The sequence below is a fragment of the Aquirufa aurantiipilula genome (assembly GCF_019923745.1).
Classification (GTDB): Bacteria; Bacteroidota; Bacteroidia; order Cytophagales; family Spirosomataceae; genus Aquirufa; species Aquirufa aurantiipilula.
On the sequence record NZ_JAANOG010000007.1, the window covers coordinates 1 to 21,919 of the forward strand.

Annotated in this window: 23 protein-coding genes; 15 read left to right on the forward strand and 8 right to left on the reverse strand. The window is 37.4% G+C overall.

Translation table 11 applies throughout. The features are described from left to right. A partial coding sequence (locus G9H60_RS08855) for an IS3 family transposase (RefSeq protein ID WP_223143853.1) occupies positions 1 to 96 on the forward strand: 96 nt, incomplete at its 5' end. Positions 97 to 157: 61 nt separating this feature from the next. Here the strand turns inward: G9H60_RS08855 and G9H60_RS08860 are convergent. The 3 genes from G9H60_RS08860 to G9H60_RS08870 form a co-directional block, all read right to left on the reverse strand. Continuing rightward, the gene (locus tag G9H60_RS08860; RefSeq protein ID WP_223143706.1) at positions 158 to 790 is read right to left on the reverse strand and encodes an NAD(P)H-dependent oxidoreductase; all 633 of its coding nucleotides are present in this window, start codon (positions 788 to 790) and stop codon (positions 158 to 160) included. 66 nt (positions 791 to 856) lie between these two features. Then, positions 857 to 1,432, reverse strand: coding sequence for a YceI family protein (locus tag G9H60_RS08865; protein ID WP_223143707.1), 576 nt, complete (start codon positions 1,430 to 1,432; stop codon positions 857 to 859). A gap of 70 nt (positions 1,433 to 1,502) precedes the next feature. Beyond that, positions 1,503 to 1,952: a MarR family winged helix-turn-helix transcriptional regulator gene (locus G9H60_RS08870; RefSeq protein ID WP_223143708.1), complete on the reverse strand. Its 450-nt coding sequence runs from the start codon at positions 1,950 to 1,952 to the stop codon at positions 1,503 to 1,505. Between the two features lie 113 nt (positions 1,953 to 2,065). Between G9H60_RS08870 and G9H60_RS08875 the strand changes: the two genes are divergently transcribed. Continuing rightward, a complete protein-coding gene (locus G9H60_RS08875) occupies positions 2,066 to 2,677 on the forward strand; it encodes a Maf family protein (RefSeq protein ID WP_223143709.1) in 612 nt (203 codons plus the stop codon). A 7-nt stretch (positions 2,678 to 2,684) separates the two neighbouring features. On the opposite strand, the gene G9H60_RS08880 is transcribed toward G9H60_RS08875, so the two are convergent. Then, positions 2,685 to 3,011: a HesB/IscA family protein gene (locus G9H60_RS08880; RefSeq protein ID WP_109323223.1), complete on the reverse strand. Its 327-nt coding sequence runs from the start codon at positions 3,009 to 3,011 to the stop codon at positions 2,685 to 2,687. Between the two features lie 145 nt (positions 3,012 to 3,156). Between G9H60_RS08880 and sufC the strand changes: the two genes are divergently transcribed. Genes sufC through G9H60_RS08910 form a run of 6 tightly spaced genes read left to right on the forward strand, consistent with a single transcriptional unit; the run spans position 3,157 to position 7,628 of the window. Next, positions 3,157 to 3,909, forward strand: coding sequence for a Fe-S cluster assembly ATPase SufC (gene sufC / locus G9H60_RS08885; protein ID WP_223143710.1), 753 nt, complete (start codon positions 3,157 to 3,159; stop codon positions 3,907 to 3,909). Positions 3,910 to 3,912: 3 nt separating this feature from the next. Next, positions 3,913 to 5,187 (forward strand): Fe-S cluster assembly protein SufD, encoded by a 1,275-nt coding sequence (gene sufD / locus G9H60_RS08890; RefSeq protein ID WP_223143711.1) that lies wholly within the window; start codon positions 3,913 to 3,915, stop codon positions 5,185 to 5,187. A gap of 4 nt (positions 5,188 to 5,191) precedes the next feature. Next, complete coding sequence (locus tag G9H60_RS08895; protein ID WP_223143712.1) at positions 5,192 to 6,412, forward strand: aminotransferase class V-fold PLP-dependent enzyme; 1,221 nt, start codon at positions 5,192 to 5,194, stop codon at positions 6,410 to 6,412. Positions 6,413 to 6,419: 7 nt separating this feature from the next. After that, entirely contained in the window at positions 6,420 to 6,839 is a 420-nt protein-coding gene (locus tag G9H60_RS08900; RefSeq protein WP_223143854.1) for a SufE family protein, read from the forward strand. A 3-nt stretch (positions 6,840 to 6,842) separates the two neighbouring features. Further along, a complete protein-coding gene (locus tag G9H60_RS08905; protein WP_109323219.1) occupies positions 6,843 to 7,181 on the forward strand; it encodes an iron-sulfur cluster assembly protein in 339 nt (112 codons plus the stop codon). Between the two features lie 33 nt (positions 7,182 to 7,214). Then, positions 7,215 to 7,628, forward strand: coding sequence for a BrxA/BrxB family bacilliredoxin (locus tag G9H60_RS08910; RefSeq protein WP_223143713.1), 414 nt, complete (start codon positions 7,215 to 7,217; stop codon positions 7,626 to 7,628). Between the two features lie 244 nt (positions 7,629 to 7,872). Here the strand turns inward: G9H60_RS08910 and G9H60_RS08915 are convergent, their stop codons facing one another. Further along, positions 7,873 to 10,728 (reverse strand): M16 family metallopeptidase, encoded by a 2,856-nt coding sequence (locus tag G9H60_RS08915; RefSeq protein WP_223143714.1) that lies wholly within the window; start codon positions 10,726 to 10,728, stop codon positions 7,873 to 7,875. A 99-nt stretch (positions 10,729 to 10,827) separates the two neighbouring features. Further along, positions 10,828 to 12,231 (reverse strand): tetratricopeptide repeat protein, encoded by a 1,404-nt coding sequence (locus G9H60_RS08920; RefSeq protein ID WP_223143715.1) that lies wholly within the window; start codon positions 12,229 to 12,231, stop codon positions 10,828 to 10,830. A gap of 104 nt (positions 12,232 to 12,335) precedes the next feature. Between G9H60_RS08920 and G9H60_RS08925 the strand changes: the two genes are divergently transcribed. From G9H60_RS08925 to G9H60_RS08950, 6 genes are all read left to right on the forward strand, one after another. Beyond that, positions 12,336 to 13,286 carry a Ppx/GppA phosphatase family protein gene (locus tag G9H60_RS08925; RefSeq protein WP_223143716.1) on the forward strand — a complete coding sequence of 317 codons (951 nt, stop codon included), beginning with the start codon at positions 12,336 to 12,338 and terminating at the stop codon, positions 13,284 to 13,286. Between the two features lie 70 nt (positions 13,287 to 13,356). Beyond that, a complete protein-coding gene (locus G9H60_RS08930; protein WP_109323214.1) occupies positions 13,357 to 14,103 on the forward strand; it encodes a MotA/TolQ/ExbB proton channel family protein in 747 nt (248 codons plus the stop codon). Positions 14,104 to 14,108: 5 nt separating this feature from the next. Beyond that, positions 14,109 to 14,510 (forward strand): ExbD/TolR family protein, encoded by a 402-nt coding sequence (locus tag G9H60_RS08935; protein ID WP_223143717.1) that lies wholly within the window; start codon positions 14,109 to 14,111, stop codon positions 14,508 to 14,510. Between the two features lies 1 nt (position 14,511). Then, entirely contained in the window at positions 14,512 to 15,024 is a 513-nt protein-coding gene (locus tag G9H60_RS08940) for a DUF421 domain-containing protein (protein WP_223143718.1), read from the forward strand. Positions 15,025 to 15,088: 64 nt separating this feature from the next. Next, a complete protein-coding gene (thrA, locus tag G9H60_RS08945; protein ID WP_223143855.1) occupies positions 15,089 to 17,551 on the forward strand; it encodes a bifunctional aspartate kinase/homoserine dehydrogenase I in 2,463 nt (820 codons plus the stop codon). A gap of 1 nt (position 17,552) precedes the next feature. Next, positions 17,553 to 18,488 (forward strand): homoserine kinase, encoded by a 936-nt coding sequence (locus tag G9H60_RS08950; RefSeq protein WP_223143719.1) that lies wholly within the window; start codon positions 17,553 to 17,555, stop codon positions 18,486 to 18,488. Here the strand turns inward: G9H60_RS08950 and G9H60_RS08955 are convergent. Both G9H60_RS08955 and rpsU read right to left on the reverse strand, forming a co-directional pair. After that, the gene (locus G9H60_RS08955; RefSeq protein ID WP_223143720.1) at positions 18,485 to 19,363 is read right to left on the reverse strand and encodes a tyrosine-type recombinase/integrase; all 879 of its coding nucleotides are present in this window, start codon (positions 19,361 to 19,363) and stop codon (positions 18,485 to 18,487) included. The genes G9H60_RS08950 and G9H60_RS08955 overlap by 4 nt on opposite strands. 36 nt (positions 19,364 to 19,399) lie before the next feature. Next, positions 19,400 to 19,594 carry a 30S ribosomal protein S21 gene (rpsU, locus tag G9H60_RS08960; RefSeq protein ID WP_109323208.1) on the reverse strand — a complete coding sequence of 65 codons (195 nt, stop codon included), beginning with the start codon at positions 19,592 to 19,594 and terminating at the stop codon, positions 19,400 to 19,402. 141 nt (positions 19,595 to 19,735) lie between these two features. Here rpsU and metG point away from each other — a divergent pair, with 141 nt between their 5' ends. After that, positions 19,736 to 21,766 carry a methionine--tRNA ligase gene (metG, locus tag G9H60_RS08965; protein ID WP_223143721.1) on the forward strand — a complete coding sequence of 677 codons (2,031 nt, stop codon included), beginning with the start codon at positions 19,736 to 19,738 and terminating at the stop codon, positions 21,764 to 21,766. The last annotated feature ends 153 nt before the right edge of the window (positions 21,767 to 21,919 follow it).

Genomic DNA, 21,919 nt, shown 5'->3' on the forward strand with positions numbered 1-21,919 from the left:
TACATTAACTATTATAACCATGAAAGAATAAAAATGAACTTAAATGCAATGAGCCCGGTACAATACCGAGCTCATTATCTAAAATCAATTGTTTAATTTTGTCCAAACAATTGGGTGCAGTTCACTTTCGGAGACCTTTTTTTATGGTTTATGCCAATTAAACAATGTGCATAAATAGTTCTTCTTTAGGCCAGCGAACCTTTTTGGCATTGACCATAAAGTCAGATACTTCATCGCGCTCACCCACTGCCAACATTAAAACAGCATGTAAACCTTTTTCTTTCAGATTTAAAATAACATCTACTTCAGCAGGTTTGAAACCTTCCATTGGAGTACTATCTATCTCAAGTTTAGCTGCTGCAGCTAAAGCTGTACCCATGGCTAAATAAACTTGTTTATCCATCCACTTAACTTGGTCTTCTACAGGTCTGCTAAGTAAAGAGCCAGCAATGGCATCTTTATATGCTTTTAAGTCAGCGATGTCAACATTTCTAGTTTCTGATACCAATTGAATGAATGCATCAATTTTTTCTGCAGTTACTTCATTCCAAGCAGCAAATACTAATAAATGGGAAGATTCAACAATCTGAGGTTGATTAAAGGCAGCAGGTTGAATCTTTGCTTTTAAATCTTCATTTTCGATCACTAAGATTTGGTATGGTTGTAAACCAAATCCAGACGCAGATAATTGAATAGCAGATAAAAGCGAATCAATTTTAGATGAGTCTACTTTTTTTCCGTTCATTCTTTTGGCAGCATAGCGCCATTGCAAAGCATCTACTAAGGACATGTTTTTTAGGGTATATAATGTGGAACAAAGCTTAGCCCTTCTAACAGGCTAAGCTTAAAAATTGTTTTATTCAGAAACCAAATTCACAGCTAAAGTGAAATCGTCAAAGATGGCCTTGTCACCGATTGATTCAAAGAATTTCTTAGAACCAAATTTGATGTCATAATCCGTACGGTCAATGGTGATATTCGCTTTTGCGCTCACTTTGCCCTTGTTTACAGCTATCTGAGCAGGGAAAGAGATTGCTTTTGTAATTCCTTTGATGGTCAAATTGCCAGAAATTTGGTTACCCACTACTTTGGTGATAACAAACTGAGCTGTTGGGAATTTTTCAATTTCAAAAAAGTCACCTGAAGAAATATGACCTACAAATTTCTTGTTGTATTCTGGATCAGTAATGTCCTTACATACAATCGATTTCATATCAATGGTGAAATTACCACCCGTGATTTGATTTTTGTTTACTACTAATTTACCTGCTGAAATACCAATTGTTCCTGTGTGTTCTCCAGTTACTTTTTTAGCATTCCAAACAATGCTACTCGCTTTTGTGGAAACTGGACTTGTACTAGGTGCAGCAATTGTTTGATTAGTAAATGCCATGAAGGCTAAGGCGGAAAGAATAAAGCTTACTTTTTTCATTGTTGTTAAATTTTAAAAGGGTTGTAATTAATTGTTAAAGAAATATATTGTTGATGAAAGTAATACGTGTTTAATTTCTAAAATGGTCTAAAAGTTCATTTAACTTGACTAAATCATCTTGGCTCATATGGCTAAAACGATTAACCCATTGATTTTGAACTTCATCCAATTGTTCGAGTAGAGCTAATCCTTCTGGAAGTATCAGTACGTCCACTGCTCTGCGGTCATTAGGGCACTCCCTGCGTAATACCCATTTTTTTTCTACCAATTTGTCGACTAATCGAGAGGCGTTGGAGGTACGATCCATCATGCGTTCAATGATAGCCAATACCGTCATAGGTTTCCCATTTTGACCTCTTAGAATGCGAAGTACATTGTACTGTTGCATCGAAAGGTCGTAGGGTTTCAATAATTCCTGTTGCTGGTAAGCCATCCAGTTTCCTGTAAAAATCACATTGACAATCGCTTTGGCCTCTTCTGAGACAAAGTTGCTTTGTTGCAATTCGCTTTCAATTCCCATATCAGTATAAATTGATGTTGCAAAATTAAATGTAATTACATTAAATACAAATGTTTTTAAATATTTTTTTTCAAAATAGGCCTGAATGAAGCAAAATCATGTATTTTTGAATCATGTCAAGTTCACTTTCTTTACAATATCCCCTGATTTTAGCGTCCAATTCTCCTCGTCGAAAGGAAATATTAACGCAAGCAGGTTTTGATTTTTCGATTTTACCTGCGGACATCGATGAATCCATTGATGCCTCTTGGCAGATTAACGAGGTGCCAGGGATATTGGCAGAAAAAAAGGCAAAGGTCTTAGCTGAATCTTGCCCCAATCAATTAATTCTGGCGGCTGATACGATAGTAGTGGTTGAAGGCCAAATACTAAATAAGCCGGTCGACAAGCAGGAAGCAAGAGACATGTTGTTGCAATTATCAGGTAAAGACCATGAGGTTTATACAGGGATATCTTTGATAGGACCAGGAGGAATTGATACTCAGGTGGATCGGGCCATAGTTTCTTTTAGAAAACTATTAGATTGGGAGATTGATTGGTATGTCAAAGGAGGTTCATCCTTGGATAAAGCTGGAGCCTATGGTGTCCAAGATTTTATAGGTATGGTAGGTATTAGTCGACTCGAAGGATCATTCTACACCGTTATGGGGCTACCTATACATCGAGTATACCACATGATGCAACCTTATATCTTAGAAGGCCGTCAGTCAATTCTAGCTTTTTAATGAAATTTTAAATAGAGAAACTTTCTCCGCAACCACAAGTACGTGACGCATTCGGGTTTTTGAATTGAAATCCTTTGCCATTTAAGCCATCAGAAAAATCCAATTCAGTGCCAGCTAGATAAAGTATAGATTTTTTATCGACCATCACTTTAACTCCTTTATCTTCGAAAATCATATCAGAGCTTTGTGGTTCAGCCGCAAAATCCAGTTGATACATTAAACCCGAACATCCACCTCCCTCTACCGCTACACGGATATTGTATTCTTCCGTTAAACCTTCTTTAGATCTTAACTCTTTAATACGGTCGGCTGCTAAATCAGATATCGTTATCATGGTGATGAATTTTGAATTGGATACAAATTTAGAAAAAAAATGGAGAATAATTGCTATTGTTTAGAGTGAATCTAAATAAGCTATGGTTTTTCCAAGGTATAGGTTATAATTTTGTGATTCAAAGCAAGAATCAAATACAAACATTATGCTGTCAATTAAAAATTTACATGCTTCTATTGGAGAAAAAGAAATATTACGTGGAATTGATTTAGAAGTAAAAGCTGGTGAAGTACATGCCATCATGGGACCTAATGGTTCGGGTAAATCTACTTTAGCGTCCGTTTTGGCGGGTCGTGAAGATTATGAAGTGACTGAAGGTTCGGTACAGTTTTTAGGTAAAGACTTGTTGGATTTAGCTCCTGAAGCTAGAGCCGCAGAAGGTATTTTCTTAGCCTTTCAGTATCCTGTTGAAATTCCAGGCGTATCTACTACCAATTTCTTGAAGTCCGCTGTAAATGAAATTCGAAAATACCGAGGAGAAGATCCGATGGATGCTGTTCAGTTTTTGAAGATGTTCAAAGAAAAAATGGCTTATGTGAATATCGACCAATCTCTATTAAGTAGAGCCTTAAATGAAGGTTTTTCAGGAGGGGAGAAGAAGCGTAACGAAATCTTCCAAATGGCTGTTTTAGACCCTAAATTAGCCATTTTAGATGAGACTGATTCTGGATTAGATATTGACGCTTTGCGCATTGTGGCTGAAGGTGTGAATAAATTGAAAAGCCCTAACAATGCAACTATTGTTGTAACCCACTACCAACGTTTATTGGATTATATCGTTCCAGATTATGTCCATGTACTTTATAAAGGGCGTATCGTGAAGTCGGGAACCAAAGAACTGGCTTTGGAATTAGAAGAGAGAGGTTATGATTGGATTAAATCTGAAGTAGATCAATAAGATATGTTATCAGCTGAATTAAGTACCACATTACAAGATATTGCCCAAACCCTTGGTTTAGAGTCAGAACAAGGTAAAGCTCTAAGTCAATTTTTGGCCAAAGGTTTTCCTACATCTAAATGGGAAGAGTGGAAATATACTTCATTGAAAGATTTTAATGGAATTGACAGGAATTGGTTTCCCAAAGGAAAGTCAAATATGCCTGTTTCAGCCGATTGGGCAGAATTAATCATTCGGTCTTCGGATGCTCATTGGAGCATAGATAAGGCTAGTTCAAATGATGGAATTGAGGTCTTAAGTTTTGATGATTTTATTCAAAAATGCCCTGAATTTCAGGAAATTTGGGCCAACAAGAATCCCATTTTAGATCAAAATTCTTTATATGATTTAAATGTGGCTCTTTGCCCAGAGCATATTGTTATTTGGATTAAGAAAGATGTTGAAATAACACAAGCAATTCTACATCAATATCAAGTGAATTCCAGCGATAAAGCTACTTCTGTACAATCGCGACTATTAATTTATGTAGAAGAAGGAGCGAAAGCTAGCTTTATTGAGCAACAAACTTCCACTGGTTCGGCAGATATTCTATCGAATTTCGTTCAAGAGATTTTTGTTTCCAAAGGTGCTCAATTTACCTATTTGAAGGATCAAGATTTTCAACAAGGAGTTAGTCACATAGATCATACGTTTATTTATCAAGCAGAAGGTAGCCAGGTTGATACCTTTACTTTTTCCTTGAATGCATCGTTGATTCGCAATAATTTACATTTTTATATTGATGGTTCGCAAGTAGTATCCAATTTGAACGGTTTATACGTTCCTGGAGAAAATCAATTGATGGATTCACATACAGTAGTAGATCACCGTATGCCCCATGCAGAATCCAATGAATTATACAAAGGAGTATTGATGGGAAATGCCACAGGCGTGTTCAATGGAAAGATTTTCGTTCGTCAAGACGCACAAAAAACCAACGCTTTTCAATCGTGCCGAAATGTATTAGCCTCTACTCGAGCTACTATGAACACCAAACCACAATTGGAAATTTGGGCAGACGATGTGAAATGTTCACATGGTACTACCACAGGCCAATTGAACGAAGAGGCCTTGTTTTACATGCGTTCTAGAGGTATTTCTTTACCAGCTGCCAGAACTTTATTATTGCTTGCATTTGTTCAGGAAGTAATCAACAAGGTAGAACATCCTGTTTTGAGAGAGTCTCTAACCGAAAAAATAGTAGCTAAAATTCAACAGTCTGTTGATTTGTCAAATTAGTACCATGGCCAGCATTGAACAAATACGTAAAGATTTCCCTGTTTTAGACCAACAAGTCAATGGTTCGCCTTTGATTTATTTTGATAATGCTGCCACCACACAAAAACCTAAGCTTGTTCTAGATGCGTTGAATAAGTATTATTCGGAAGATAATGCCAATATTCATAGAGGTATACATGCTTTGGCAGAAAGAGCTACTGCGGCGTTTGAATTGACACGTAAAAAGATTCAATTATTTTTACATGCAGCATCTAGTGATCAAATCATATTTACCTCAGGAACTACGGCTAGTATCAATTTGGTAGCTCAAACTTTTGGTAGAGCTAATTTTGAGGCTGGAGATAAAATTCTTGTTTCTAATTTAGAGCATCATTCCAACATTGTACCTTGGCAAATGATTGCATTAGAAAAAGGTGCAGAGGTTTTGGTTATTCCTGTGCTGGATTCAGGAGTATTGGATTTAGATGCATACCAAAAATTATTGCAAGAAAATACGGTTAAGCTTGTTGCAGTAAACCACGTTTCCAATGCCATCGGAACAATCAATCCCATTCAAGAGATGATTGCTTTAGCTCATGCCCATGGTGCTAAGATTTTAATAGATGGGGCTCAATCCGTAGCTCATATGGAAATGGATGTGCAACGCTTTGATATGGACTTTTTTGCCTTCTCAGCCCATAAATTATTTGGCCCAACAGGCGTAGGTGTTCTGTATGGTAAACGAGACTTATTGGAATCTATGCCTCCATATCAAGGAGGAGGAGAGATGATTAAAGAGGTGAGTTTTACTGGAACAACCTACAACGAATTACCTTATAAATTTGAAGCTGGTACGCCAAATATAGCGGATGTAATTGCCTTTTCGGCCTCTTTTGATTACCTGAATTCTTTGGAAAAGGGATGGGTAGAAGAGCAAGAAAATGCATTATTAAGCTATGCAACAGAACAATTAAGTCAAATTGAGGGTTTAAAAATAATTGGAACAGCACCTAATAAAATTGCGGTTATAAGTTTCCTGATTGAAGGAACTCATCCTCAAGACATAGGTGTATTGTTGGACAAATTTGGAATTGCGATAAGAACAGGGCACCATTGTGCTCAGCCTTTGATGCAGCGATTTGATATACCTGGAACTTGTAGAGCTTCATTCTCGTTCTACAATACCAAAGAGGAAATTGACCGATTTGTTGCTTGTTTGAAACGAGTAGTAACGATGTTATTGTAATATGGCTTTGAGTATAAACGATACACAGGAAGAATTGATTGAAGAGTTTGGTCTTTTTGACGATTGGGCTGATAAGTATGAATACTTGATTGATTTAGGTAAAAAATTACCTGGTTTGTCAGATGAATTTAAGACCGAAGAAAATGTCATTAAAGGTTGCCAAAGTCGCGTTTGGCTTCATGCTTTCATGCAAGATGGAAAATTGATTTTTCAAGCAGATTCGGAAGCTGTTATTGTAAAAGGATTGATTAGTATGTTGATTCGAGTTTTATCTGGGCACAGTCCAGCTGATATCATGAAAGCCGATTTATACTTCATTGATCGGATAGGAATGAGTCAACATTTGGCTCAAACTAGATCCAATGGTTTGTTGTCCATGGTAAAACAAATGAAAAATTATGCACTTGCCTATTCTTCACAAGCTTAAGATATGGAAAATACCACACCAAGTTCAGTGCTAACTGAGGCAGATTTAAAGGAAAAGGTTGTTCAGGCCATCAAAACAGTATACGATCCAGAGATTCCTGTAGATGTATACGAATTGGGTCTGATATATGAAATCAAGATATTTCCAGTCAATAATGTTTACGTTTTGATGACCTTAACTTCTCCATCATGTCCTTCGGCAGAAAGTATCCCAGTGGATATTGAAAAGGCAATTCGAGAGATTGAAGGAGTAGCTGAGGTTTCCGTAGAATTGACTTTTGATCCACCATATTCTCAAGATATGATGTCGGAAGTGGCCAAATTAGAACTTGGCTTTATGTAAATGATTATCACATTCAAATTTAAATAGATTAATATGTATCCAGAACATTTAGTACATCCTATGAGGATGGATATCGTAGAAGGGGGATTTCAAGAATTGAAACAAGCCTCTGAAGTTGAAGAAGTTTTAGCTAAACCAGGTACAACTTTGTTGTTTATCAATTCAGTTTGTGGTTGTTCGGCACGTACGGCTCGTCCAGGTGTGAAAGAAGCTGTAGCAGCATCAATCAAAAAACCTGACACCTTGGTCACTGTTTTTGCTGGTGTAGATCAAGAAGCTACGCAAAAGGCGAGAGAATATACTTTGCCTTATCCTCCATCATCTCCATCCATCGCTTTATTTAAAGATGGAGAGTTAGTTCACTTTGTTGAGCGTCATCATATAGAAGGCCGATCTGCTGAATTAATCTCAGCTCATTTGGAAGGCGTTTTTGAGGAATTTTGTTAGTATAAAAAAGCCGAAGCTTAATGCTTCGGCTTTTTATTTTATATGAGCCCAAGCACTTCTAGGTCTTTTGGTTTTGATTGAGCCCTAGAACTGCTAGGGCTTTTGGTTCTGATTGAGACCTAGCTCTTTTGGGTTTTTAGTTCTGATTGAGCCCTAGCATTGCTAGGGCTTTTTGTTCTGATTGAGCCCTAGTACTTTTGAGCTTTTGGTTCTAATTGAGCCCTAGCGGTGCTAGGGCTTTATACTAGGGCTTAGGAGCACCGCCTACAGCACCTGTATTACTTGGTGCAGTTTCGGCTTTAGCTGCTTTTTTCTTAGCAGCACCTTCATAATCTCCTGCTTTGATCAAAGACATTTTTAATAAGTCCAAGGTCTTGCGTGTTGCTTGCAAGATTTGATCAGAAGTTAATGAATTTACTTTTTTGTCTAATTCTTCAGAGAATTTTAAACTACGATTCAAGAATAAATTGTTATTCAATGAATTGCTTAAAGAATTATCCTGAGAACGAGCCACCTGTCTAGCTTGTAACCATGATTTCTTAGCTTCTTCGATTTCTTTTTCTGTATAACCATCTTTTAAAACCTTTTCTACCTCCTCCTTGAAAGCAGCTTCCAATTTGGCTAAATTCTCAGGTGCATAGATAGCATAAGTTAAGAAGCTACCTGATTTATCAATTGGGTGGGCGCTAAATTGAGATCCAACTCCATACGATAAACCTTCTTTTTGACGAATTCTTCCCATTAAACGGTTAGCAAGACCAGGACTTCCTCCTAAAATGTAATTACTAATTTCCATTGCTGCATAATCCGGGTCAGTATCAGATATTTTCAATGGTTGATATGCAACAAAAAAGGCATTTGCTTTATCAGGAGTTTCAATGGATTTAATAACTGGTTTAACATCAGCCACTATTTCTGGAATTCTAGTATATGGCTTTGGTGATTTCCAAGTTGAAAATTCCGTTTTAATTAATTCTTTTACTTCATTCTCATCAAAATCTCCAACCGCTGAGAAAGTAGCTGAACTTGCACCATAAAAATTCTTGTAGAATGAAACCGCTTCTTCTAATTTAGCTGCACTGTAAAGCGCAGTTTGCTCAGCCAAAGTAGGATTATAACGTACATCATTTTTAGCATAATGTCCTGTTCTAACTTGGTTTAATGCCTCTATAGCTTTCGCTTGTGGGTCACTTTTTTGAGCATCAATTTGCGTTAAATTTTCTTGTTTTAATTTTTCAAATTCATCAGCTGGAAAAACAGGTGTTTTTAGCGCCTCTGCAACTAATTTCAAGGCAGGAACCAAATTATCACGAGTCGTTTCTATAGATACATTAGCCTGAGTAGCTCCTCCTGTAATGGAAACACGTGCTTTTAACTTATCTAATTCATCTTGGAATTGTTGACGGGTATGTTTTGAAGTTCCTTTGGTTAACATATCTGCGGCTAAATCAGCTGCTGTTGCTGTTCCCAATAAGGATTTTTCATCGCCAAATCTCAAGGTCATACGAGCATACACAGAATTACCTCTTGTTTTCTTAGGTAATAAAGCAACTTTAACCGAACCAATGGTTTCTTTTTTAGTTCTGGCATCAATGTTGCTTGGAGATGGATCAAATGCTTCACCCTCAGCTACGGCTGCTCTTCCTTTGAAATCTTTTAAAATATCTTCTGCGTCTTTAGCATCTGGAATTTCAGCACGATCGGGTTTTTCTGTTGGGTAGAAAATACCTGAAGTTCGGTTGGAAGCTTTGAAATACTTTTGTGCTACGCGTTGCACATCTTCTGCTGTAATTTTCTCAACGATATTTCTCGTATGAAAAAGTAAACGCCAATCTCCTTGAGCAATGTATTCTGATAAACCTACGCCAACACGTTGAGCATTGTTTAACAATAACTCTATGTTTTTGATGTTTTTTAGTTTAATACGATCAACATCAGCTTGAGTAGGAGGGGTCTTAGCAAATTGCTCAATGGTCTCCAACATGATGGTTCTCACGGAATCAGCTGATTTATCTTTTGGTACTTCGGCACCAAAATACACCAAACCTGGCTCTTTTAATTGGAAACTATATCCAAATTGAGAAGCTGCCTTTTTCGTATCAATCAAAGCTTTGTAAAGTCTTCCTGATGGGGCATCGGTCAACAAATCTACAAATACATCACAAGCAATGTAGTCTGGATGCAAACCGGATGGAATGTGGTAAGCAGCACCTACAGCTTGAACATCTCCTACACGACGAAGTGTAACTTGACGCTCTCCATCTTGAGTTGGTTCTGCAGTAAAGGTCTTCGTTAATACACGTTCAGGTTTAGGTATAACTCCGAATTTTTGATTAATTAAACTCAAGGTTTTCACTGGATCAAATTTGCCAGCAACCAATAAAACGGCATTGTCTGGTTGGTAATATTTCTTATAATATGCTTGTAAGTTCTCGATAGGCACTTTTTCAATATCAGAACGAGCACCAATGGTAGAATTACCATAGTTGTGCCATAAGAAAGCTGTAGAAACGATTCGGTCACTTAACACAGAACCAGGATCATTTTCTCCCATTTCAAACTCATTCCTTACCACTGTCATTTCAGTTTCTAACTCACTTTTGGCAATTCTAGAATTAATCATTCGATCTGCTTCCATATCCAATGCCCAATCTAGATTTTCATCCGTGGCAGCAAATGTTTCAAAGTAATTAGTACGATCTAACCAAGTTGTCCCATTAAACTGAGCTCCGTGATCCGTGATTTCTTTTGCCACATCTTTATGTTTCTCTTTGGTACCCTTAAATACCATATGTTCCAATAAGTGTGACATACCTGTTTCACCATATCCTTCATGGCGTGAACCGACTAAATAAGTAATATTTACAGTAATGGTTTGCTTGGAAGGGTCTGGAAACAATAAAACTTTCAAACCATTGCCTAAGCGGTATTCCGTGATTCCTTCCGCAGAAGTGATTTTTTCAGGAATTGTTAATGAACTTGTTTTCGCTGCAACATTGGATGTTTTAGGTGCAGAGCTTATTGTTTTTGATTTTTGTTGAGCCTGTATGCCTTGAATACCAATTACATACAAGAGTGCAATGAGAAATGTTCTTTTCATAAAAATTAGGGTTGGGAATTAAATAAGTATGGAAAATGCCAAAATATGGAGGAATATTCTAGCAATTAATTACCAATGGTTTTAAAACTACATGTAAGGTTATTTCTTATACTGCTGTATTAGTTTAAAAATAGCCTTTTGAGTCTCTAAATTGGGGAAAAATTCAAAAATGACTTCATGTTTATCATAATCCAAAAGAAGTCCAGATTCAAGAAAATGAAATGCATCTTTGAATTGACCAGCTTTGATTAAATAAACAGCAGATCGATAATATAATTCTGCTTCTTCGGGTAATTCATCTATGGCAGATAACATGATGTCTGCCGATTTTTCATAATCTTCTAATTCAAAATGCAATTGAGCCCATTTAATCCAGGTTGGAGCAAAGAATGAATCTAATTCAATGGATTTTTGATAGGCTTCATCTGCTGAAAGTGTATTGCCTAAGTAGGCTTCTACATCCGCTAATCCTGTCCAATAAAGTGGATTAGTCTCATTCAGTTTCAGTGATTTCTTTAGAAAATGAAGTGCTTCAAACCATTTGTCTAATTCCGTTAAGCACACAGCCAAACCATAATAACCTTCATCCCATAGTGGGTCGATTTTAATGGCTTCTTTGTAGAACTCAATAGCCTCGTTAAATTTCTTTTGTCGTTCTAAACTTGCTCCTAAGCAGCAATACAATTCCGGATTGGGCTCATCATATTTTAGGCATTGTCGGTAATTTTCTTCCGCTTGCACATAATCCTGAAGGTTCATGTGCGTATTACCAAGATTGAATAAGGATGAACCAAAAGTCGGCTCAATGGCCAATGAATACTCGTAGGAATCTATCGCTTTTTCGTATTGCTTAAGTTTTGAATACGCAATACCTAAATTATACCAAGCGGTATAGGAAAAAGGGTCCTCATCGATAAATTGCTTATAAAAAGGGATACTTTCCTCAATCTTGCCAATATCATCCAAAGAATTAGCCAATTCCACGAGGGCATTTTCATTTTCAGGATTGATTTCCAGGGCTTTTTTGAACATATCCACCGCCTCTCTCGGTTTGGACCATGCATGATAGGTTAGTCCTAGTCGAAAATAGACTTCATCTTTTTCTTCAGCTATTTCCAAGGCAACCAAAAACACTTCTACGGCCGCTTCATGCTGTTGCATTTGACTCAGTAAAGAGCCTTTTACCAACATGATTTCTAAATCAGTTGGGAATAATAAAATGGCGTTTTCAATTAATTCCATTCCTTCCTCGGGCTTTTGCATGTCCCCAAGAATCTGTGCTTTCAATGAAATTAACTCCAAAGTATATGGGAAATGAGTCAAGCCTAAATCGCAAGCCTTTAATGCTTCTTCGAATTTGGCATGAACAAAATAGTGCTCGGCAATTTGTTCTAAGGTCTCGACATCAAAAAATGAATTTTCATGCTGATAAATCATTTTTTCGAAACGCTGAACGGAAGATTGTAAGTCTTCCTTGTTTTCATCATAGTTTGGATCCAGCATAAATTTTTGTTGAGATGGAGGAAGCGAACGTTTCCTCTAAAATAAAGAAAATAATTCAGGACTTTAACCTCAATTGGGATTAATTTTGTTCCAAAATAGAAATAATGATGAAGCCTCGAGCGATAATAGACTTAGGTACGAATACGTTCCAATTATTAATTGCACAAAAGAGCGAATCTGACGGAAGAATGAACGTTTTGGCACATGAACAAAGACCTGTTTCTTTAGGGAAAGGTGCCATGGGATCGGATATATTACAAGAAGATGCCATAGAAAGAGCGATACTTACCTTGAAGGAGTTTAAGCAAATTGCCAATGCGTATCAATGTCCAGATAATCAAATTAATGCGCTAGGTACCAGCATCATTAGACGAGCTAAAAATACACCTGAATTCTTGGATAAAATTCAAGAGGAAGTAGGGATTCAAGTGGAGGTCATCTCGGGAATATGGGAGGCTGAATTAATTTATCAAGGTATTTGCTCTTCCTTACCTGATCCTTGGAAAGCCACTAGTTTAGTGATGGATATAGGCGGCGGAAGTGTGGAATTTATCTTATTTCAAGGGAGTCAAGTACTAGGAAAAATAAGTCTAGAAATAGGTGGCCTTCAATTACAATCTTTATTTCACGATCAAGGAGAATTTCATGAGCGTCTGTCAGGACCTTTAGTGGCATACATCCAACAAGCTCTGGGGCCTTTAGATCACTTGTGTCAACATAATAAGCCTCAAGTTTTAATTGGAGCTGCTGGAGCATTCGAAACATTGCTTGACCTACAATTGGCTCAAGCAGGTACGGAGAAGTTGTCCTCAATGAGCGCCTATCCCTTGTCAATTCCTCAATTTTATGCAAATAAGGTTCATATTGAGCAAATTTCGTATGATGAAAGAGTCAAAATGCCAGGCATGAAAAAGTTTAGAGCCAGCATCTTACCTTATGCAAATACCCTAATTTCTCAAGTTTTACAAAGATATAACATACCTGAAATGTGGATTTCAACGTTTAGCCTAAAAGAGGGATATTGGTTTTATTTGCAATCTCAGGCCGATAAATAGGACTAGAGATTTTGAAAAAAAAATCGTAAACTTGTAAACAATTGTAAACCTTATTTAAGACTAATCTTTTATGGCTTTATCGCTAGCTTCCATTCTACTTCAAGCAGGTTCGACTCTCGATTCAGTGTCCGCTGCCGTTTCCGATTCCATTGTCAATGCTCAGCCCGTTCAACAAGCTACCAAGGTGGTTGAAGAGTTTTCTGTGCTTGATCTTTTAGGAAAAGGAGGATATGTGATGTATCCAATCGGATTCTTATTTGCTGGAGCGGTATTCCTATTCATTGAGCGCTATTTGTACATACGCAAAACAGCCAAGTTGGATGAGAATTTCTTGCATACGATAAATGATATGTTGGTCAATGGGAATGTTCAAGGTGCCATTACATATTGTAAAACTTCACAATATCCCATCGCCAAATTATTAGAGAAAGGTTTAAGTCGCTTAGGTTCTCCTATTCGTGATATTGAAACGGCTATTGAAAATAAGGCTAAAGTGGAGATTTATAACATGGAAAAGAATTTAGGAATCTTAAGTGCTATTGCACGTATCGCTCCTATGTTTGGATTCTTAGGAACTGTTACGGGTATGATTCGTACGTTCCACAATATCTCCATTTCCAATAAAATTGATATTTCTACCATTGCAGGAGGTATTTATGAGAAAATGGTGACCTCGGCTTCGGGCTTAATTGTAGGTATCATTGCCTATGTTTTATATACCTTATTAATGACCATGATCGATCGTACGATCAATAAAATGGAAATTACTGCGATTGATTTCTTAGATATCCTTCATAAACCAGCTAATAAAGTTTAAGAGGTATGAATTTTAGAAAACGAAATAGAGAAGCCTCGGAAGTTGAAACAGGTGCATTGGCAGATATTTTATTTTTCTTGCTGATGTTCTTCTTAATGATTTCTACCTTAGCTTCACCAGATGCCATTAAGTTATTGCTTCCAGAAACAGCAAAACCTGCGCCAACTCCAGCCAATGAAGTGGTTCGCTTGACAGTGGATGAAAATCGGAATTACTTTATTGATGATAATCCTGTTGATTTTTCCAATTTAGAGTCGGAATTGACGCAAGCTGTTTCTGCTAAAAAAGCAGCGACTTTAATTGTAAGAATGGATCGGAATCAAACGGTTCAGGAATTGACGAATGTATATGATTTAGCCGCTAAATTGAACCTATCTATGGTGATGGCAGCAGAAAAGAAAAAATAACATGGAGGGCTATATCCTTATTGCCCTTAAATCAATAGCCGTCTACGTGTTCATCGTGGCGGCTATTCGTCTTTTTGGGAAGCGTGAGTTTGCTCAATTATCGGTGGTAGATGTGGTCTTCATCTTACTGATTTCCAATTCTGTACAAACAGCCATGGTGGGAGAAGATGCTAGCTTAATGGGTGGCTTGGTGGCTGCCATGGCACTTTTTTTGATGAATTTTCTTTTCAAGAAAATTATTACTTCCAATAAATCATGGTCTAAGGCCATCGATGGAGAACCCATTATGTTGATTTATCAAGGTGTTTTAAAACCTGATGGTTTGAAAGAAGCAAGTTTAACTATTGAAGAATTGGAAGCCGCTATTCGTGAGCATGGCGTCGAAAAAATGGAAGATGTCAATCTAGCCGTTTTTGAAGTCGATGGAAATATATCCGTTCTTTCAGAAAACTATCGAAAAATATCCAAAAGGAGACGAGGCGGCCATCGAATTATAGGGAATAATACAGCCTAATCTCGTATATTTGTCGAATTCTTGCCTGTTTGTAGAGGCAAGTATCATTTTCTCTTCTTTATTAATGGAAAAAATTTTAAAATTCGGAGGGACCAGTTGTGGAAGCGTAGAGAGTATCCAATCCGTCTTATCTGTCATTGAATCCAATTGGAAATCATCAAAACAGTTTGCCGTGGTATTTTCCGCAATGAGCGGAGTTACCAACTCGTTGTTAGAGGCAGGTAAATGGGCATCACAAGGTAAAGAACCTTATTTGCCATTGATTGAATCCATCGAAACGAGGCATTTTGAGGTCATCAAGCACTTCATTCCTCTTAAAGGACAATCCCAAGTTATAGCTCATATCCGAACCTTAGTCAATGAATTAAGGGACGTTTTAAAGGGTATAGCCTTAGTCAAAGAAAATTCTCCCAAAACCTCCGACCTACTGGTTAGTTTTGGTGAGAGATTATCTACCTCTTTGATTACGGCTATTTTAAAAGAAAAAGGCTTGCCTGTTCTTTTTGTTGATGCCCGTCAGTTCATAAAAACCAATGATACCTTTGGTAAATCAGAGGTTGATTTCAATCAAACCAATACCTTAATTCAGGCATTTTTTGAGCAGCACAGCAACGAAATCTGTTTGATAACTGGATTTATTGGGTCCAATGCTCATGGTGAAACAACCACATTAGGTCGTGGAGGTTCTGATTATACGGCTTCGGTTATTGGTGCGGCTTTGGATGTAAAAGAAATAGAAATTTGGACGGATGTGGATGGCATGATGACTGCCGATCCTCGTAAAGTGACAAATGCCTTTACCATTCCTTCCATAAGTTATGCGGAAGCTATGGAATTGACTCACTTTGGGGCCAAAGTGATTTATCCTCCTTCCTTACAACCGGCTTTCGCAAAGAATATACCTATTCGGGTTTTGAATACGTTTAATCTGAACTTTAAAGGAACCGTTGTAAGTAAAGACCAAAAGCCTAATCCTTACATTATTACGGGAATCAGTTCCATCGATTCTTTGGCCCTAGTCAATTTACAAGGGTCTGGAATGATCGGTGTAGCTGGTGTTTCTGCTAAACTATTTACCGTTTTAGCTCGTGAAAAAATATCAGTTATTTTAATTTCCCAGGCTTCATCTGAGCATTCGATTTGTTTTGCTATTGAGCCTCAAAATGCTGACCGAGTTAGAGAAATTTTGGAAGCAGAATTCGCTCAGGAGATGTTAATGGGTGATATTGAAGGGATTGATATTCAATCCAATTTGTCGGTTATTGCTGTCGTGGGAGAAGGGATGCGTAAGCACACAGGTGTCAGCGGTAAACTATTTTCTGTCTTAGGTAAAAACGGAATTAACATTGTGGCAACTGCCCAAGGGTCTTCCGAATTGAATATATCTGTTGTAATTGAGCAGAAAGATTTATCCAAAGCGTTGAATGTTATCCATGAAACCTTCTTCTTCTCGAAGTTAAAAACATTGCATTTGTTTTTAGTGGGTACTGGATTAATTGGAAAAACATTATTGGATCAATTAGCAGGTCAAGAGCGCTATTTAGCCAAATATCGCGGACTAAAAGTGAAATTGGTTGGTATTGCTAATTCTAGACAACAACTAATTCAAGAAAAAGGAATTGATGTCAAAACAGCTTTGGATCAATTGGCTCAGCATGGTAAATCTCAAGATTTGCCGGCATTTATTGAAAAAATAAAAGCACTCAATTTGCCTAATTCAATCTTTGCGGATTGTACGGCTGATAAACAAATTTATTCGCATTATTTAGGTTTATTCAAATCGAATATATCTGTAGTAACTCCTAATAAAGTAGCCAATTCGGGCCCATATCCATTGTATGCTGAATTACACCAAACTGCTTTAGAAAAGGGGGTTAAATTCTTGTACGAAACCAATGTTGGTGCAGGATTGCCCGTTATTAATACTTTACAAGGTTTAATTGCTTCAGGAGATCGATTTGAGAAGATTGAAGGTATATTGTCTGGTACATTATCCTTTATATTCAATCAATTTAAACCAGGTCGTTCATTTGCGGAAGTATTGAGAGAAGCTAAAGCCAAAGGTTATACAGAACCTGATCCTAGAGAAGATTTAAGTGGAATGGATGTGGCTCGTAAAATCTTAATTTTAAGTCGTGAAATTGGTTTAAAACTTGAGTTCTCCGATATCACTATTGAAAAAATCATTCCACCTGCCTGTGAGCAAGCAGCTACTGTAGATGATTTCTTTTTGGAATTAGAGAAAGCCAACGATTATTTTGAAAAAATGGTAGCTTCGGCTGCGGAAAGAGGCCATGTTTTACGTTACATTGCCGCATTAGAAAATCAAAAAATCAATATTGGTTTGCGTGAAATTGATGCACAACATCCTTTTTATCAAATGGATGGAGCCGATAATGTTATTGCATTTACGACCAAGCGATATCACGACAGACCCTTGGTGATTAAAGGACCAGGAGCAGGTGCCGAGGTGACTGCCTCAGGAGTATTTGCTGATATTGTTTCAATGGGTAGCTATTTAGCATAATATGGAAAAGATACGTGTTTATGCCCCTGCAACGGTAGCCAATGTAGCTTGTGGATTTGATATTTTTGGTTTTGCGGTGAATCGACCTGGAGACGAAATTGTCTTAGAAAAACGTGCTGAACCAGGAATTAGCATCATTGAAATTACAGGTGATGAGGGCCGCTTGCCATTGGAAGTAGCTAAAAATACGGCAGGAATAGCCATTCAAAAATACTTAGCACATATTGGTCGGGAAGATCAAGGATTTAATTTGTCTTTGCATAAAGACATGCCTTTAGGTTCTGGATTAGGCTCTTCAGCAGCTTCAGCGGTAGCTGGAGTTTTTGCTGCCAATGAATTAATGGGTAAGCCATTGACTCAGAAGGAATTACTTCCTTTTGCCATGGAAGGTGAACGAGTAGCCTGTGGATCAGCTCATGCCGATAATGTAGGACCTAGTTTATTGGGGGGATTCATCATTATTCGAAGTTATCAACCCTTGGACATTATTCAAATTGCTACACCGCTTGATTTATATGCAAGTATTGTGCATCCACACATTGAAGTAAATACCAAAGACGCTCGAGGTATTTTGGATAAAGAAATTTCCTTATCTACGACCATCACTCAGATGGGAAACGTAGCAGGTTTGGTCGCAGGATTAATGTTGCCTGATTATGATTTGATAGGTCGATCTTTGGTTGATGTCATCATAGAACCTTCTAGAGCCATTTTAATTCCTCAATTTGCTGAGGTTAAAGCAGCTGCTTTGCAAGCTGGAGCTTTGGGTTGTTCTATTTCTGGTTCTGGTCCTTCATTGTTTGCATTATCTAAAGGAGAAGAAACGGCTAATCAAGTAGCTGAAGCCATGAGAAATCAATTTGCTTTCGTGGGAATTGGATCGGATATCTTCGTTTCTCCGATTAACCAACAAGGCCCTATGATCTTGCCGAATTAGGCTTTTGGGTGAGCTTGAGCATAAATTTCCTTGATTTTTTCCATCGAATTGTGAGTGTACACTTGTGTGGCAGCTAGGTTAGCATGTCCCAATAGCTCTTTAATGGCGTTTAAATCAGCCCCATTGTTCAATAAATGTGTTGCATAGGTATGTCGTAGTACATGGGGAGAAAGTTTCTCTAAAGTGCTTATCTCGCCTAATTGCTTTTTGACTAGTCTTTGTACGTACATAGGATACACAGGTTTTCCTTTGTTGTCGACAATTAAATGCGCATTTTCAAAGGGGCAAATTGTCAAATATGTTTGAATCAGATGCAACAAAAAAGTAGGGATGGGAATAATCCTTTCTTTATTTCTTTTCCCCAATACCCGTAATGTTGCTTGAGGCAGATTTATGTGGCTTTTTTGCAAGGAAATAAGCTCTGCCAAACGCATGCCTGTTCCGTAAAGTAAGTATAAAATCAGTTGGTCTCTGATACTAGAAAAATCTTGATTTGTATCATCCATTTTTGGAATCCCGGCCATTTCACTTTCCCGTAAAAACTGAGGAAGCTTTTTTCTCGTTTTGATGGTTCGAATGGCTAAAAGGGGATTTTCCTGAATAATGCCTTTTTGTAATAGAAATTTATAAAAGGTACGTAGACTAGCTAATTTTCTATTAATGCTACGGTTTTCAAGGGAGTTCTCTGATAAATGAACCAACCAAAGTCGAATTTGACTGGATGATACTTGACTTAAGGGGGGAGAGCCATGCTGCTCTTTTAGAAAGAGGCTAAACTGGTTTAAATCAGTCGCATAGGAGGTAATCGTGTGCGGACTGCATCGCCGCTCCACCGATAGGTGTTCTAAAAAAAAATTGACTACGTCCGAATTCATCACTCGAAAGTAGTCAATTATTAGAAATTAGGGGAATTAGTTATTGATATTCCCGTAAGTTTTTTGCTTGTAAGACGCACGAATCAATTCAGTACGGCGAGCGATAGATGGTTTTTCGAAAGCAGATCTTCTACGCAATTCTTTAACTACACCCGTCTTCTCGAATTTCTTTTTGAATCGCTTTAATGCTTTGTCTATTGACTCGTTTTCTTTGATTGAAATTATTAACATGTACGTAATGATTTTTAAAATGTCCGCAAATATAACTCTTTGTTTTTTTACATGCAAACCTTAATTCAAGATTTTAAGAGATTTATTCGAGTTCAAAATGCTGTTTTTTAGCTAAATTTGTATTTCATTTTACTTATAGATATGTCAGAATTTAAACGAACTACTGTTACTGCAGCATTAATTTATGCCAATGGGCCTATTCATATTGGTCATTTGGCCGGATGTTATTTACCTGCAGATATTTATGTTCGTTTTTTACGTCTACAAAATAAGGATGTAATTTTTGTTTCTGGAACCGATGAACATGGTGTTCCAATCACCATTAAAGCTCAAAAAGAAGGAAAAACTCCACAAGAAGTAGTGGATTACTACTATAAAGAAATTAAGCAATCATTTGAAGATTTTGGTATTTCCTTTGATATATATGGTCGAACATCAGATCCTGTTCATCACAAGCTTTCTCAGGATTTCTTTTTGAAGCTATATCAAGAGGGTAAATTCATTGAAGAAGTGACAGAGCAGTTTTACGACGAAGAAGCTGGTCAATTTTTAGCGGATCGATACATCACAGGGGAATGTCCTAGTTGTCACCAGCCTGGTGCTTATGGAGATCAATGTGAGAAATGTGGTACCACTTTGTCGCCCAATGAATTGATTAATCCCAAGTCTACTTTAAGTGGATCAGCTCCATCATTACGACCAACCAAAAACTGGTTTTTGCCTCTCGATCAATGGCAGCCAGAATTGGAAAAATATGTGGCCTCGCATCCAGAATGGAAACCAAACGTATCAGGTCAAGTGAAATCTTGGTTAAATGATGGATTAAAGCCACGTGCCATGACCAGGGATTTGTCTTGGGGTGTGCCTGTGCCAATTGAGGGGAATGATGGGAAAGTATTGTATGTTTGGTTTGATGCTCCCATAGGTTACATTTCTATGACAAGTCAATTAAGACCTGATTGGGAGAAATACTGGAAAGAAAAAGATACGCGCATTGTTCATTTTATCGGAAAGGATAATATCGTATTCCATTGTTTGATTTTCCCAGCGATGTGTATGGCTCATGGGGAATATCAATTAGCTGATCAGGTTCCTGCTAACGAATTCATGAATCTAGAGGGAGACAAAATTTCCACATCTAGGAATTGGGCGGTATGGTTGCATGAATATTTGAAAGAGTTCCCAGGTAAACAAGATGTATTACGCTATGCCTTAACGGCTTCCAGTCCTGAGACTAAAGATGCTGATTTCACCTGGTCAGATTTTCAGACAAAGAATAATTCTGAATTAGTAGCAATTTTAGGCAATTTTGTCAATCGTGCATTTGTGCTTTTAGATAAAAACTTTGAGTCAAAAGTGCCACCTAAATTGGAAGATACGCAACTTGAAATTGAACTAAAGAAAGCGCTTGCTGAAATTCCAGATAAATTAGCTGCGGCCCTGGAAGCTTATAAATTTAGGGATGCTTTAGTGTATGCTATGGAAGTAGCTCGACTAGGAAATAAGTATTTAGCGGAAGCAGAACCTTGGAAGATGATGAAGGAAAATCCTGAAAAGGCAGGGCATGTACTCAATTATGCTATTCAATTGGTTTCACATCTAAGTATTGCATTAGAACCATTTTTACCATTTACTACCCAAAAATTGAGAAATGCATTGGGAATTCAGAAAGCAGAATGGTCTCTTTTGGGTGATTTTGATAGTATACCTGTTGGAACAACCTTGAATAACCCAGGTTTATTATTTGAGAAATTAGAGGATGATGTCATTCAATTGCAGGTAGAGAAATTGAATCAAACCAAGCAACAGATGTTATTGCAGTCGAAACAGCCTAATCCAATCAAGGAAACTATCGATTTTGATAGCTTCGCCAAGATGGATATTCGTATTGGTCAGGTGATTGCGGCTGAAAAAATGGAGAAAAGTAAGAAGTTGTTGAAGTTGACTGTTGATGATGGTTTACGTCAACGTACTATTTTGAGTGGAATTGCCGAGCATTTTCAGGTAGAAGAAGTTATTGGAAGAAAAGTTACCTTCTTGGCTAACTTAGCTCCTCGTAAAATGATGGGATTAGAAAGTGAAGGAATGATCTTAATGGCAGAAGGACAGGATGGCAAATTGTCCTTTATTCAACCTGATTCTGGAATTTGGAATGGTGCTTCTGTAAGTTAAAAAGGGGCTTTTAGGGCATAAAAATAAGGTCAGAAGATGCTTCTGGCCTTATTTATTTAACCTCTAAACCTATTTAACTATGAAAATTTATACAAATATATATGTTTTCTTAGAATAATATAAGATTAATGCAAAAAAAATTATTGTATCATT